Origin of the sequence: Roseateles sp. (genome assembly GCF_039929605.1) — a bacterium.
GTDB lineage: Bacteria > Pseudomonadota > Gammaproteobacteria > Burkholderiales > Burkholderiaceae_C > Pelomonas.
In genome coordinates this window covers 18,534-31,505 of the sequence record NZ_JBDSQX010000008.1, presented here as the reverse complement: position 1 = coordinate 31,505, position 12,972 = coordinate 18,534, and the positions used below count along the sequence as shown (strand labels likewise).

General features: G+C 68.9%; 14 protein-coding genes. 12 read left to right on the top strand and 2 right to left on the bottom strand.

All coding sequences use genetic code 11. From position 1 onward, the window contains the following. Positions 1–118: 118 nt before the first annotated feature. A complete protein-coding gene (locus ABIS05_RS01315; protein WP_348063203.1) occupies positions 119–667 on the bottom strand; it encodes a hypothetical protein in 549 nt (182 codons plus the stop codon). A gap of 688 nt (positions 668–1,355) precedes the next feature. On the opposite strand from ABIS05_RS01315, the gene ABIS05_RS01310 reads away from it, so the two are divergent. The 11 genes from ABIS05_RS01310 (at position 1,356) to ABIS05_RS01260 (ending at position 11,081) form a co-directional block, all read left to right on the top strand. Then, a complete protein-coding gene (locus ABIS05_RS01310) occupies positions 1,356–1,865 on the top strand; it encodes a DUF1993 domain-containing protein (protein WP_348011461.1) in 510 nt (169 codons plus the stop codon). Between the two features lie 381 nt (positions 1,866–2,246). Next, positions 2,247–2,930 carry a substrate-binding domain-containing protein gene (locus tag ABIS05_RS01305; RefSeq protein WP_348011459.1) on the top strand — a complete coding sequence of 228 codons (684 nt, stop codon included), beginning with the start codon at positions 2,247–2,249 and terminating at the stop codon, positions 2,928–2,930. Then, on the top strand, positions 2,927–3,952 hold the full coding sequence (locus ABIS05_RS01300; protein ID WP_348011458.1) for an amidohydrolase family protein: 1,026 nt from the start codon (positions 2,927–2,929) through the stop codon (positions 3,950–3,952). Before ABIS05_RS01305 ends, ABIS05_RS01300 begins: the two co-directional genes overlap by 4 nt. A 1-nt stretch (position 3,953) precedes the next feature. Continuing rightward, a complete protein-coding gene (gene ligK, locus ABIS05_RS01295; protein WP_348011457.1) occupies positions 3,954–4,637 on the top strand; it encodes a 4-carboxy-4-hydroxy-2-oxoadipate aldolase/oxaloacetate decarboxylase in 684 nt (227 codons plus the stop codon). Positions 4,638–4,670: 33 nt separating this feature from the next. After that, a complete protein-coding gene (locus tag ABIS05_RS01290) occupies positions 4,671–5,654 on the top strand; it encodes a tripartite tricarboxylate transporter substrate binding protein (protein WP_348011456.1) in 984 nt (327 codons plus the stop codon). A gap of 18 nt (positions 5,655–5,672) precedes the next feature. Next, on the top strand, positions 5,673–6,848 hold the full coding sequence (gene pobA / locus ABIS05_RS01285) for a 4-hydroxybenzoate 3-monooxygenase (protein ID WP_348011455.1): 1,176 nt from the start codon (positions 5,673–5,675) through the stop codon (positions 6,846–6,848). Between the two features lie 3 nt (positions 6,849–6,851). Then, a complete protein-coding gene (locus tag ABIS05_RS01280; protein WP_348011454.1) occupies positions 6,852–7,769 on the top strand; it encodes an amidohydrolase family protein in 918 nt (305 codons plus the stop codon). Further along, positions 7,769–8,209, top strand: a complete 441-nt coding sequence (gene ligA / locus ABIS05_RS01275; RefSeq protein ID WP_348011453.1) for a protocatechuate 4,5-dioxygenase subunit alpha — start codon at positions 7,769–7,771, stop codon at positions 8,207–8,209. Before ABIS05_RS01280 ends, ligA begins: the two co-directional genes overlap by 1 nt. Positions 8,210–8,213: 4 nt before the next feature. Further along, positions 8,214–9,086, top strand: a complete 873-nt coding sequence (locus ABIS05_RS01270; protein ID WP_348011452.1) for a class III extradiol dioxygenase subunit beta — start codon at positions 8,214–8,216, stop codon at positions 9,084–9,086. 49 nt (positions 9,087–9,135) lie between these two features. Then, entirely contained in the window at positions 9,136–10,092 is a 957-nt protein-coding gene (locus ABIS05_RS01265; RefSeq protein ID WP_348011451.1) for a Gfo/Idh/MocA family oxidoreductase, read from the top strand. After that, positions 10,089–11,081 (top strand): aldo/keto reductase, encoded by a 993-nt coding sequence (locus ABIS05_RS01260; RefSeq protein ID WP_348011450.1) that lies wholly within the window; start codon positions 10,089–10,091, stop codon positions 11,079–11,081. Before ABIS05_RS01265 ends, ABIS05_RS01260 begins: the two co-directional genes overlap by 4 nt. A gap of 10 nt (positions 11,082–11,091) precedes the next feature. Here ABIS05_RS01260 and ABIS05_RS01255 read toward each other — a convergent pair whose 3' ends face one another. Next, positions 11,092–11,592: a MarR family transcriptional regulator gene (locus tag ABIS05_RS01255; RefSeq protein ID WP_348011449.1), complete on the bottom strand. Its 501-nt coding sequence runs from the start codon at positions 11,590–11,592 to the stop codon at positions 11,092–11,094. Between the two features lie 128 nt (positions 11,593–11,720). Between ABIS05_RS01255 and ABIS05_RS01250 the strand changes: the two genes are divergently transcribed. Beyond that, positions 11,721–12,971 carry a thiolase family protein gene (locus ABIS05_RS01250; RefSeq protein ID WP_348011448.1) on the top strand — a complete coding sequence of 417 codons (1,251 nt, stop codon included), beginning with the start codon at positions 11,721–11,723 and terminating at the stop codon, positions 12,969–12,971. Position 12,972: the final 1 nt, after the last annotated feature.

Here is a 12,972-nt window from a genome sequence, read left to right as displayed (position 1 = left end):
TGCATAGGAAGTCGGCGAATCGCAGGCCGAGGTAGCCGCTAATAAGCTGACGGTCGTGGCCGTCTGGTTATGGCCGGGATGAACCGCTCGCAGCCGCTCAGTGCCGCGCCTGTTTGGATCAGCGCGTGATCTGCCCGCTCAGCGTCACGAAGCCTCGCGCCGGTTGGGTGCTGATGTCTTCGACGCCGGACAGCGAGCCGCTGCCGCCAGCGTTGCGGTACGCGCCGGTGCCGCTGCTGATCGTGTACCTGCCGGTCAGCACGAGGAGGCCGAGCGGGCTTAGCGTGCCGGTGCCGCTGTAGCTCGCGACAAGCTGGTCGCCGTTGCGCGCGGTCAGCGTCAGCGTGCTGCTGCTGAACGCGAACGGCGGGAAGAACTGGCCGGGAACGTCGGAGCGGATGCAGTCGACCGAGGTGATCGCAAAGCTGCCGATCGGCGTGCCCAGGCCTTGGCCCGCGATCTTGCCTGTTGCCGTAAGGCCGGGGTGCTCCGCTGTAGCCTGGCAAGCACCATCAGGGCTCGGCACAACCAGCATTTCGGTGATCTGCGCAGTTCCGACCAGCGGCTCAAACTTGTCCTTCGCAGTAGCGTCGGCTGCGACCGAGGCGAGCGCAGCGGCGCAGAGTGCATAAACGGTTAGCTGTCGGCGGGCGTCGCAGTGAAGCATCTCAATTCTCCGGTCAAAAGACATCATCAAATATTAATCTCGCCTGCGCCGCGCGAGGTCGCTGTGTCGCAGATGCGACGGTTATCCCGCGTGGGAGTCACCAGGGCTGGGCCAACAAGCTACGGGCACTGGGGCGCAAGAAGGGAAATCAACTGGGGCAGAGCCATCGCCAACGCGAGAGGGCGTTCCGTGTCTCGCTAAGCCCTAGCACAAGCCGGCGCAATGGTGAGCGTAGCCTCGGACGCCCAAAGCAGCGACGCGCGTTGGCATGCCGTACGGCGGTCATTGTTGGACGACTCCTTGTGGCCGGGAATGTGAGTTCGAGGCAGCGCCATGAAGCAGTCGTTCGGAGAGTTGCTTTCGCCGGTCAAGGCGAGCTTGCGGCGATCTGCCCGGCGGGCTGTTCCAGGCCAGCAGCGGACGCTGACCGACGTCATCTTCGGAGCGCCTCGTCTCGCGACCGCGCGTTGCCGCGTTCGCCCGCTGCTACCACCGCCGGCCCTTCACGATTCAACAAGCATCTGCAGCGTTCGAATGGCAGCCCGCAGGGCGGCGGCCGCGCTCGTCGGATCGGATGGGCCCAAGCGTTGCGCGTGTCCGGGCGCATGGCGTGTGCCGTGCTCGACAATTGAACCGGCGCACCGTCTCGGGCAGCGCTTCGTTCCACGCCACCATCGCGAAAAGAACCATGACCTCACGCATGTACATCCAATCGGTTCCAGTCTTCAAGCAAATGCTGAGTGCGATGACGGCCGTACTGGCAAAGGCTGAAGCACATGCCACCGCCCACGCCATCTCGCCTGATGCGTACCTGCAAGCGCGGCTCTTCCCCGACATGTTTCCCTTGCTGAAGCAGGTGCAGATTGCGGCGGACTTTGCGCGCGGCGTTTGCGCCCGTCTTGCTGGAGTGGCGGTCCCTGCCAATGAAGGACAGGAGAAGAGCTTTGCCGACCTGACCGCGATGTTGGAGGAAAGCCTGTCATTCCTGGACAGTCTGCAGGCCGGACAGTTCGAAGGCAGCGAAGAGCGCGAGATCGTCTTGCGCCCTGGCACGCCCAAGGAAAAGAAGTTCGGCGGCCAAGCCTATCTTGCTCACTATGGATTGCCGCAGTTCTTCTTTCACGTCACCACCGTGTACGCCATCCTGCGTCACAACGGCATTCAAATCGGCAAGAAGGACTACATGGGCGCGTACTGAAGCACGCACCTTACATGGCGAGCGACCGGCCGCTTTGGGGCCTCAGGTTCACGCTGATGGTGATCCCCTAGGGTTGATGGCGCCTGCTCGGACCGGTGACGAGCGGTCATTGGGTCGACCGTGACCGCCAGGCACAGAACCTACGACCGCGGCAACTCGCATAGCTGACAGCCGTGCGCCCATCCGGCCGCGTGGCCGAAGTGAGCGGTGATTTCGAGGCCCTGGCCGGCCGCAAGCCGCAGAGCTTCGACGACTGGCTGACCCTGCACGCAGACGCATTGCGGGCGCTGTAAGTCCCGCAGCGGGCCAAGCGCTTTCTGCATAGCAGCTAGGCCGAGCCAGAACTATCTCGGCAGGGCGCCGGTGACCACAATGGCCGCCATGCATCCCTTGACCGGCATTTCCTCGATGGCCACCCGCGCGCTGGTGGCAGAGCTGGCCCAAGCGCATGTCCGCGCGCAGGCCAGCGGCCAGCCCGTGCAGATGCAGGCGGCTGGCGGCGTGGATGTCGCCCGGCGGCTGCGTGCCGGCGAGCGCTTCGACCTGGTGCTGCTGGCCGAGGACGCACTGCAGGCGCTGTGCCGCGAAGGCCACGTCGGCGCGGTGCACGCCTTCGCCGACTCGGCCGTGGCCGCTGCGGTGCCGGCCGGCGCTGTGCTGCCACCACTGAACGATGCCGCCGACCTGCGCGCCGCCGTGCTGGCCGCGCCGCTGATCGGCTATTCCACCGGCCCCAGCGGCAGCGCGCTGCTGGCGCTGTTCGAGCGCTGGGGCCTGCTGGAGACGCTGCGCCCGCGCCTCGTGCAGGCGCCAGCGGGCGTGCCGGTGGCCGCGCTGCTGGCGCGTGGGGAGGTGCAGCTGGGCCTGCAGCAGCGCAGCGAGCTGCTGGGCCAGCCGGGCATCACGCTGCTGGGCGACCTGCCGCAAGACCTGGCCCTCACCACCCGCTTCAGTGCCGCGCTGGGGCCGCAGGCTGCTGCCGGCGCGCAGGCCCTGCTGGACTTCCTTTGCAGCCCCGCCGCTGCCGCCACCAAACGCCGCCATGGCATGACGGAGCCGACATGATCATCGACGTCCACGGTCACTACACGACCGCCCCCGCCGCGCTCGGCGCCTGGCGCGACCGCCAGGTCGCCGCCCTCAAAGACGGCACACCCGCGCCGCTGGCCTCGCAGCTGCACATCAGCGACGACGAACTGCGCGAGTCCATCGAGACCAACCAGCTCAAGAAGATGCAGGAGCGCGGCAGCGACCTGACCGTCTTCAGCCCGCGTGCCAGCTTCATGGCCCACCACATCGGCGGCTTCCAGGTCAGCGCCACCTGGGCCGCCATCTGCAACGAGCTGTGCTTTCGGGTCAGCGAGCTCTTCCCGGACCATTTCATCGGCGCGGCCATGCTGCCGCAGTCGCCGGGTGTGGACCCGGCCAGCTGCATCCCCGAGCTGGAGCGTTGCGTGCGCGACTACGGCTTCGTCGGCATCAACCTCAACCCCGACCCCTCCGGCGGCCACTGGACGTCGCCGCCGTTGTGTGACCGCCACTGGTGGCCGATCTACGAGAAGATGATCGAGCACGACGTGCCTGCGATGATCCACGTCAGCACCAGCTGCAACGCCTGCTTCCACACCACCGGGGCGCACTACCTGAATGCCGACACCACGGCCTTCATGCAGTGCCTGAGTGGCGACCTGTTCAAGGACTTCCCGACGCTCAAGTTCCTGATCCCGCACGGCGGCGGCGCGGTGCCCTACCACTGGGGGCGTTTCCGCGGCCTGGCCCAGGAACTCAAGAAGCCGCTGCTGGACGAGCACCTGCTCAACAACATCTTCTTCGACACCTGCGTCTACCACCAGCCCGGCATCGACCTGCTGACCGAGGTGATACCGGTGAAGAACGTGCTGTTCGCCTCCGAAATGATCGGCGCGGTGCGCGGCATCGACCCCACCACCGGCCACCACTACGACGACACCAAGCGCTATATCGAGGCCGCCGACCTGACGGCCGAGGAGCGCCACCAGATCTTCGAAGGCAATGCCCGCCGCGTGTTCGGCCGGCTCGACGCCCACCTCAAGCGCAAGGGCCTCTGACATGTACGAACTGGGCGTGGTCTACCGCAACATCCAGCGCGCCGAGCGCACGGTGGCCGATGGGCTGGCGCGCTACGGCAGCGCCACCGTGCACGAGGCCATGGGCCGCGTCGGTCTGCTGCAGCCGTACATGCGGCCCATCTACGCTGGCGCCCAGGTCAGCGGCACGGCCGTCACCGTGCTGCTGCAACCGGGCGACAACTGGATGCTGCATGTCGCTGCCGAGCAGATCCAGCCCGGCGACCTCGTCATCGCCGGCGTCACCGCGGCCTGCACCGACGGCTATTTCGGCGACCTGCTGGCCAGCTCCTTCCAGGCCCGCGGCGCGCGCGCGCTGGTCATCGATGCCGGCGTGCGCGATGTGAAGACGCTCACCGAGATGGGCTTCCCGGTCTGGAGCAAGGCCATCAGCAGCAAGGGCACGATCAAGGCCACGCTGGGCTCGGTCAATGTGCCGCTGGTGTGTGCCGGCGCGCTGGTGCAGCCGGGCGACGTGATCGTGGCGGACGACGACGGCGTCGTCTGCGTGCCGCGTGCCCTTGCCGCCCAAACGCTGGCCGCCGCCGCCAAGCGTGAGGCGCTGGAGGGCGAGAAGCGCGACCGCCTGGCCTCGGGCGTGCTCGGGCTGGACATGTACCAGATGCGCGAGCCGCTGGCGCGCGCCGGCCTGCGCTACATCGATTGACAACAGCCGGCTTCGACCGGCGAGGAGACATCCATGATCGATTTCAAGTCCAGCGCCCGCCGCGCTGCCTGCCTGCTGGCGATGTGCCTCGCGCCGTTCAGTGCCGGCGCACAGGACTTCCCGAGCCGCACGGTGCGCATCCTGACGCCCTTCCCCGCCGGGGCCGGGCCTGACGGCGCAGTGCGGCTGCTGGCCGACAAGCTGCAGAAGGCGTGGGGCAAGCCGGTCATCGTGGACAACCGCCCCGGCGGCAATGGCTTCATCGCGATCGACGCCTTCAAGCGCGGCGCCAGCGATGGCCATGACCTCATCCAGCTCGACAACGTTCACCTCGCCGCCTACCCGGCGCTGTTCAAGAAGCTGCCCTACGACCCCGCGCGCGACTTCGAGGTGCTGGCACCGCTGTTCCGCGCGTACTTCTTCGTCGCCGTGCCCAGCAGCAGCAGCTACAAGTCCATGGCCGAACTGATTGCGGACGCGCGTGCGCGGCCGGGGCAGCTCAACTACGGCTCCTGGTCCATCGGCAACCCGGTGCACCTCGGCTCCGCCCTGGTGGAGAGCATGACCGGCACCCAGATGCAGCATGTGGTGTTCAAGGAGGTGTCCCAGCTGTACACCGCCGTCGGCACTGGCGAGCTGAACTGGGCCCTGGGCACGGCCGCCAGCGCCGGCCCCATGCAACGCGCGGGCAAGCTGCGCTTCATAGCCATCAGCGCGCCCAAGCGCCAGGCGGCGTTCCCGGATATCCCGACCATCGCCGAGACCCCCGGCCTGGCCGGCTACGAGATGACGGGCTGGACCGCGCTGGCTGTGCCCCGCAGCACGCCGAAGGCCGTGGCCGACAAGATCTACCGCGACATCGAGGCCGCTCTGGCGGAACCCGATTTCAAGGACCGCTATGCCACCTACGGCTACGAACTGTTCCCAACTTCGCGCGAGCAGTTCCAGGCCTTCATCGCCAGCGAGTCGGCCAAGCTCTCCGCCTTGATCCAGCGCGCCAAGGTCTCGCTCGACTGACTCCCCACCGCCATGCCCATGAAGACATCCATCGCCATCATCGGCGCAGGCCCCGCCGGCCTGCTGCTGTCCCAATTGCTGCATCTGCGCGGCGTCGCCAACGTCGTGCTGGAGCGCCAGAGCCGCGCCTACGTGCTGTCGCGCATCCGCGCCGGCGTGCTGGAGAGCACCAGCGTGGACGTGCTGCGCGCCGCCGGCCTGGGCGAGCGCATGGACCGCGAAGGCCATCCGCACAACGGCATGCGCATCGCCTGGGCGGGCCGCGACAGCTTCTACGTCGACTCCGGCCAGGTGCTGGGCCGGCCCTTCATGACCTACGGCCAGACGCAGGTCCAGGAAGACCTGTTCGCCGCCGCCGACGCCCGCGGCCAAGCCGTGCTGCACGGCGTGGAGGACGTGACGCTGCACGGCATCGACAGCGCCACGCCGCATGTGGAGTTCAGCCACGGCGGCGAGCGCCAGCAGCTGGCCTGCGACTACATCGTCGGCTGCGACGGCTTTCACGGCCCGTCTCGCAAGGCCATGCCGGCCGGCGTGCTGCGCGAGTACGAGAAGGTCTACCCCTTCGGCTGGCTGGGCATCATGGCCCGCGTCAAGCCGCTGGAGGACGTGACCTATGCCTACCACCCGCGCGGCTGCGCGCTGGCCTCGCGGCGCAACGACCATCTCGGCCGCTTCTACATCCAGGTGCCGCTGGAGGACAAGGTCGAGGACTGGCCGGACGAGCGCTTCTGGCCGGAGTTCAAGGCCCGCTTCCCGGCTGAGCTGGCCGCGCAGATCGAGGAGGGGCCGTCCATCGAGAAGTCCATCGCGCCGCTGCGCAGCTTCGTGGCTGAGCCGATGTCGCATGGCCGGCTCTTCCTGGCCGGCGACGCCGCCCACATCGTGCCGCCCACCGGCGCCAAGGGTCTGAACCTTGCGGTGTCCGACGTGCACTACCTGTCGCGCGCCCTCGGTGCGCACTACAACGACGGCAACGGCGCCCTGCTGCGCGACTACAGCGACACCGCACTGCGCCGCGTCTGGAGCAGCGTGCGCACCTCCTGGTACCTCACCAACCTGCTGCACAGCTACCCGGCCTCGACGGACTTCGACCGCCGCGCCCAGGAGCACGAGCTGGCCTACCTGCAGTCCTCGCCCCGCGCCCAGGCTGCGCTGGCCGAGCAGTACGCCGGCCTGCCGCTGGACACCTGAACCATGAGCTTCGACAAGACCCCCGGCTGGCTGGACTGGCACCCCGCCCCCTCGCAGCCCCGCTTCCAAGTGCCGCCCGGCAGCGTCGACGCCCACTGCCATGTGTTCGGCCCCGGCGCCGAGTTCCCCTTCGCGCCGGAGCGCAAGTACACGCCCTGCGATGCCAGCAAGGCGCAGCTGTTCGCGCTGCGTGACCGGCTGGGCTTTGCGCGCAACGTCATCGTGCAGGCCACCTGCCACGGCGCCGACAACCGCGCGCTGGTCGACGCCTGCCTGGCCGCCGAGGGCCGCGCACGCGGCGTGGCCACGGTGAGGCGCAGCATCAGCGACACCGAACTGCAGGCCCTGCACGACGCGGGCGTGCGCGGCGTGCACTTCAACTTCGTCAAGCGGCTGGTCGACTTCACGCCCAAGGACGAACTGCTGGAGATCGCCCGGCGCATCCAGCCGCTGGGCTGGCATGTGGTGATCTATTTCGAGGCCGTGGACCTGCCCGAGCTGTGGAGCTTCTTCACCGCCCTGCCCACCACCGTCGTGGTCGACCACATGGGCCGCCCCGACGTGCGCCAGCCGCTGGACGGCCCGGAGTTCGGGCTGTTCCTGAAGTTCATGGACGAGCACCCCAACGTGTGGAGCAAGGTCGGCTGCCCGGAGCGGCTGTCGGTCAGCGGCCCGCCGGCGCTGGACGGCGAGCAGGCCGCCTATCGCGATGTCGTGCCGTTCGCTCGCCACGTGGTGGAGCGCTATCCCGACCGCGTGCTGTGGGGCAGCGACTGGCCCCACCCCAACCTCAAGGGCCACATGCCCGACGATGGCGGGCTGGTGGACTTCATCCCGCACATTGCCGTCACCGCCGAACTGCAGCGCAAGCTGCTTGTCGACAACCCCATGCGCCTGTACTGGCCGCAGGAGCAGCCCTGATGCCCATCGACAAACCCTATCTCGACATCCCCGGCACCACCCTCTTCGACGCTGACATGTCGCGCAAAGGCTATTGGCTCAACCAGTTCTGCATGTCGCTGATGAAGGCCGAGAACCGCGCCCGCTTCAAGGCCGCCGAGCGCCTCTACCTGGACGAGTGGCCCATGACCGAGGCGCAGAAGGCCGCCGTGCTGGCGCGCGACCTCAACGAATGCATACGCCTGGGCGGCAACATCTACTTCCTGGCCAAGATCGGCTCGACCGACGGCAAGAGCTTTCAGCAGATGGCCGGCAGCATGACCGGCATGACCGAGCAGGAGTACCGCGACATGATGATCGCCGGTGGCCGCTCCGCCGAGGGCAACCGCCGCCTGGGTGAAGACGGCGATGCCCAGCCGCACCGTCAGCCGCAGGGTGCGGCCGGCCGCAAGCAGGACTGAATCCATGGCCAAGATCACCGCCTCCGTCTACACCTCCCATGTGCCCGCCATCGGCGCGGCGCTGGACATGGGCAAGAGCCACGAGCCCTACTGGCAGCCCGTCTTCAAGGGCTATGAGTTCGGCAAGCAATGGATCGCCGAGCAAAAGCCCGACGTCGTCTTCCTCGTCTACAACGACCACGCCACCGCCTTCAGCCTGGAGCTGATCCCGACCTTTGCCATCGGCACGGCGGCCGAGTACGAGATCGCCGACGAGGGCTTCGGCCCCCGCCCGGTGCCCAAGGTCGAGGGCCACCCCGAGCTGGCCTGGCACATCGCGCAGTCGGTCATCCAGGACGATTTCGACCTCACCATCGTCAACAAGATGCCGGTGGACCATGGCCTGACCGTGCCGCTGTCGCTGATGTTCGGCGAACGCCACCCCGAGCGCGACGCCTGGCCGGTGAAGGTGATCCCCTTTGCCGTCAACGTGGTGCAGTACCCGGTGCCGTCGGGGCGGCGCTGCTTCCAGCTGGGCCAGGCCATCCGCCGCGCGGTGGAGTCCTTCGATGCCGACCTGAACGTGCAGATCTGGGGCACCGGCGGCATGAGCCACCAACTGCAGGGCCCGCGTGCTGGCCTGATCAACCGTGAATGGGACAACCGCTTCCTGGACCGGCTGATCAGCGAGCCGGCCGAACTGGCCCAGCTGCCCCCCCTCGACTATGTGCGCGAGGCCGGCAGCGAAGGCATCGAGCTGGTCATGTGGCTGGTCGCGCGCGGCGCGATGGCAGACATTGCCGGCGGCCCCGCGCCGCGCGTGGCGCAACGCTTCTATCACGTGCCGGCGTCCAACACCGCCGTCGGCCATTTGATTCTCGAGAACTTGCGGGACTGACCGCCGAGCGCAGCGAGTCGCTCTGTCCCCAACACTTCAGGAACAACTCATGAGCACCCCCATCCGCATCGCCCTGGCCGGGGCCGGCGCCTTCGGCATCAAGCACCTCGACGCCCTCAGGCTGATCGACGGCGTACAGGTCACGTCGCTGATCAGCCGCGACCTGGACAAGACTCGCGAGGTCGCCGGCAAGTACGGCATCGGCCATGTCACCACCGACCTGGCCGAGTCCCTGGCCCGCGCCGACGTGGACGCGGTCATCCTGTGCACGCCCACGCAGATGCACGCCGCGCAGACGCTGGCCTGCCTGCAGGCCGGCAAGCATGTGCAGGTGGAGATCCCGCTGTGCGACGTGCTGGCCGACGGCGAGGCCGTCGTGCGGGCCGCGCAGGCCAGCGGCCTCGTCGCCATGTGCGGCCACACGCGGCGCTTCAACCCCAGCCACCAGTGGGTGAACCGCCGCATCCGCGCCGGTGAGTTGCACATCCAGCAGATGGACGTGCAGACCTACTTCTTCCGGCGCAGCAATATGAACGCGCTGGGCCAGCCGCGCAGCTGGACCGACCACCTGCTGTGGCACCACGCCGCCCACACGGTGGACCTGTTCGCCTACCAGTGCGGCAGCCCGGTCGTGAAGGCCCACGCCGTCCAGGGGCCCATCCACCCGACGCTGGGCATCGCGATGGACATGAGCATCCAGCTGCAGGCCGCCAACGGCGCGATCTGCACGCTCAGCCTGTCCTTCAACAACGACGGCCCGCTGGGCACCTTCTTCCGCTACATCGGCGACACCGGCACCTACCTGGCCCGCTACGACGACCTCTTCACCGGCAAGGACGAGAAGATCGACGTGTCGGGCGTGGACGTCTCCATGAACGGCATCGAGCTGCAGGACCGCGAGTTCATCGCCGCCATCCGCGAGGGCCGCGAGCCCAAAGCCAGCGTGGCCCAGGTGCTGCCCTGCTACCAGGTGCTGCACCAGCTTGAGGGGCAGTTGCAGGCATGAGCATGCGTCAACTCGGCGGCCAGGCGGTCGAGGCCATCGGCCTGGGCTGCATGAACCTCAGCCATGCCTACGGCACGCCGCCGGGCGAGGCCGACGCCGAGGCCCTGCTGAACGCCGCGCTCGACCAGGGCATGACCTGGTTCGACACCGCCGCGCTCTACGGCTTCGGCGCCAATGAGCGCCTGGTGGGCCGCGTGCTGCGCCCGCACCGCGACCGCATCCTGCTGTGCAGCAAGGGCGGCATGACCGGCCAGCCCGTCGGCCCGGGTGGCGCGCTGCAGCGGGTCATCGACGGCCGGCCCGAGTCCATCCAGCGCGACTGCGAGGACAGCCTGCGCCGCCTCGGCGTGGAGGTCATCGACCTCTACTACCTGCACCGCTGGGACCGGCGCGTACCCATCGAGGACTCGGTCGGCGCCATGGCGCGGCTGGTGACACAGGGCAAGGTGCGCATGATCGGGCTGTCCGAGGTGTCCAGCGCCACGCTGCGGCGTGCCCATGCGGTGCACCCCATTGCCGCGCTGCAGTCCGAATACTCGCTATGGAGCCGCGATGCCGAACGCGGCGTACTGGCCACCTGCGCCGAGCTGGGCACCGCCTTGGTCGCCTTCAGCCCGCTGGGGCGGGGCTTCCTGGCCGGCCGGCTGGCGTCGCCCGACGAGCTGGGCGCGCAGGACCTGCGCCGCCAGATGCCGCGCTTTCAGCCCGAGGCCTGGCCCGCCAACTTGCGCTGCCTGGCCGCACTGCGGCAACTGGCTGCCAGCCATGGTTGCAGCCTGGCGCAGCTGGCGCTGGGCTGGGTGCTGAGCCGCGGCCCCCATGTGCTGGCGATTCCCGGCACCACGCAAACCAGCCACCTGGCCGAGAACTGGCAGGCACGCTTGCTGGACCTGCCCGCCGCCGTGTGGACGCAGGCCCAGGACCTGCTGACCGGCATCGTCGGTGCCCGCTATGCCGCCGCCACCTTCGCCGAGATCGACAGCGACTGACGGCGCGCCCTCAGCGCGCCAGCCGGCTCAACAGATCCATCATCTGCAGCCGTTCGGCAGCGCTGAGCCCGGCGGTCAGCCGCGCCTCGTACTCGGCAAGCTTCTGGCGCAACTGCTCCATCCGCGCCTGACCGTGCTCGGTCAACTGCAGCGAGTAGCGCCGCCGGTCGCCCTGCACCTCCATGCGCCGTATCCAGCCGGCCGACTCCAGCCCGTCCACCAGCTTCAACGCACTGGGCCCGGCCACGCTCAAGGCCTTGGCCAGCGCCGCCTGGTTGGTGCCCGGGTTCATCGCGATCAGCGACAGCGCCGTCACGCGGGCGGGGGACAGGTCCAGCGGCCCCAGCATCTCGAAGAACAGGTCGAAGGAGCGCAGCTGCGCCAACCGCAGCTGGTAGCCCAGCGCATTGCTCTGGAAATCGAAGGCATCGCCCGGCTCGGCGCGGGGCCGGCGGGCCTTGGCCCGCGTCGTCGGCTCGGCGGGCGCCTGGGTTGTGGCGGTTCGGGGCATGGGTTCTCCTGAGAAAGTCGGCGTCGCGACTCACGCCGTCGTAAATCCGGCTTGCGCGACAGTATCAACCTTATTACAGTTAACCACGCTAATGCATAGCTACCGTTAACACCTCACCGCACGCCGCCATGCCCAACTTCTCCCGCCCGCTGCACGACACCTGGCTGCTTGCCGGGGCTCGCACCCCCTGGGTCGACTACTGCGGCGCGCTGGCCGCCGTGTCGCCGACCGACCTCGGCATCCACGCCGCCCGCGCCGCCATCGCGCGCAGCGGCCTGCAACCGACGGCCATCGGCGCCAGCGTCGTGGCCTCGATGGCGCACGGCGACTTCGACGCCTTCGTGCTGCCGCGCCATGTCGGGCTGTACGCCGGGCTGGACATCGCCGCGCCGGCCATCGGCGTGCAGCGCATCTGCGGCAGCGGCTTCGAGGTGCTGCGCCAGGCGGCCGACCAGATCGCGCTGGGCTATGCCGACACGGTGCTGGCCGTGGGCACCGAGTCCATGAGCCGCAACCCCATCTGCGCCTACACCCACCGCAGCGGCTTCAAGCTGGGCGCACCGGTGGAGTTCAAGGACTTCCTGTGGGAGGCACTGGACGACCCGGCCGCCCGCGTCTCCATGATCCAGACCGCAGAGAACCTCGCGCGCCAATACGGTATCCGCCGCGAGGCGGTGGACGCCTACGCGGCCCGCTCCTTCGAGCGCGCCGTGCACGCCCAGGCGCAAGGCTGGTTCACCGACGAGATCGCGCCCATCACGGCGCAGCGCTTCGAGCGCGAGGGCTACCACGACCGCGGCATCCGCCCGCCGCGCAAGGTCGCTGTGGTGGCCCAGGACACGCATGCCAAGCCCTCGCCGGTGGAAGTGCTCGCCGGGCTGCGCACGGTCTACGACGGCGGCGTGCAGACGGCCGGCAACTCGGCCGCGCTGGTGGACGGTGCGGCGGCCATGGTGGTCGCCTCCGGCGCCGTCATGCGCAACGCCGCTCGCCGGCCGCTGGCCCGGCTGGCCGGCGCTGCTGCTGCCGGCGTGCCGCCGGAGATCATGGGCATCGACCCCGTGCCCGCCATCCGCCAGCTGCTCGCCAGCTGCGGCCTGACGCTGCAGGACATCGCCCTCATCGAGATCAACGAGGCCCAGGGCGCCCAGGTGCTGGCCTGCGCCCAGGCGCTTGAGCTCGACCCGGAGCGCCTGAACGTCAACGGCGGCTCCATCGCGCTGGGCCACCCGCTGGCCGCCACCGGCCTGCGCCTGACGCTGACGGCCGCGCTGGAACTGCAGCGCCGCGGCGAGCGCTATGCCGTGGTGAGCGCCTGCGTGGGCGGCGGCCAGGGCATGGCGCTGCTGATTGAAAACCCCGACTTCTGCAAGGCCTGAC

Bases quoted from the DNA above. Each gene is read 5' to 3' on its own strand.
- ABIS05_RS01315 (WP_348063203.1), bottom strand. From the start codon at position 667: ATGCTTCACTGCGACGCCCGCCGACAGCTAACCGTTTATGCACTCTGC.
- ABIS05_RS01310 (WP_348011461.1), top strand. From the start codon at position 1,356: ATGACCTCACGCATGTACATCCAATCGGTTCCAGTCTTCAAGCAAATG.
- ABIS05_RS01305 (WP_348011459.1), top strand. From the start codon at position 2,247: ATGCATCCCTTGACCGGCATTTCCTCGATGGCCACCCGCGCGCTGGTG.
- ABIS05_RS01300 (WP_348011458.1), top strand. From the start codon at position 2,927: ATGATCATCGACGTCCACGGTCACTACACGACCGCCCCCGCCGCGCTC.
- ligK (WP_348011457.1), top strand. From the start codon at position 3,954: ATGTACGAACTGGGCGTGGTCTACCGCAACATCCAGCGCGCCGAGCGC.
- ABIS05_RS01290 (WP_348011456.1), top strand. From the start codon at position 4,671: ATGATCGATTTCAAGTCCAGCGCCCGCCGCGCTGCCTGCCTGCTGGCG.
- pobA (WP_348011455.1), top strand. From the start codon at position 5,673: ATGAAGACATCCATCGCCATCATCGGCGCAGGCCCCGCCGGCCTGCTG.
- ABIS05_RS01280 (WP_348011454.1), top strand. From the start codon at position 6,852: ATGAGCTTCGACAAGACCCCCGGCTGGCTGGACTGGCACCCCGCCCCC.
- ligA (WP_348011453.1), top strand. From the start codon at position 7,769: ATGCCCATCGACAAACCCTATCTCGACATCCCCGGCACCACCCTCTTC.
- ABIS05_RS01270 (WP_348011452.1), top strand. From the start codon at position 8,214: ATGGCCAAGATCACCGCCTCCGTCTACACCTCCCATGTGCCCGCCATC.
- ABIS05_RS01265 (WP_348011451.1), top strand. From the start codon at position 9,136: ATGAGCACCCCCATCCGCATCGCCCTGGCCGGGGCCGGCGCCTTCGGC.
- ABIS05_RS01260 (WP_348011450.1), top strand. From the start codon at position 10,089: ATGAGCATGCGTCAACTCGGCGGCCAGGCGGTCGAGGCCATCGGCCTG.
- ABIS05_RS01255 (WP_348011449.1), bottom strand. From the start codon at position 11,592: ATGCCCCGAACCGCCACAACCCAGGCGCCCGCCGAGCCGACGACGCGG.
- ABIS05_RS01250 (WP_348011448.1), top strand. From the start codon at position 11,721: ATGCCCAACTTCTCCCGCCCGCTGCACGACACCTGGCTGCTTGCCGGG.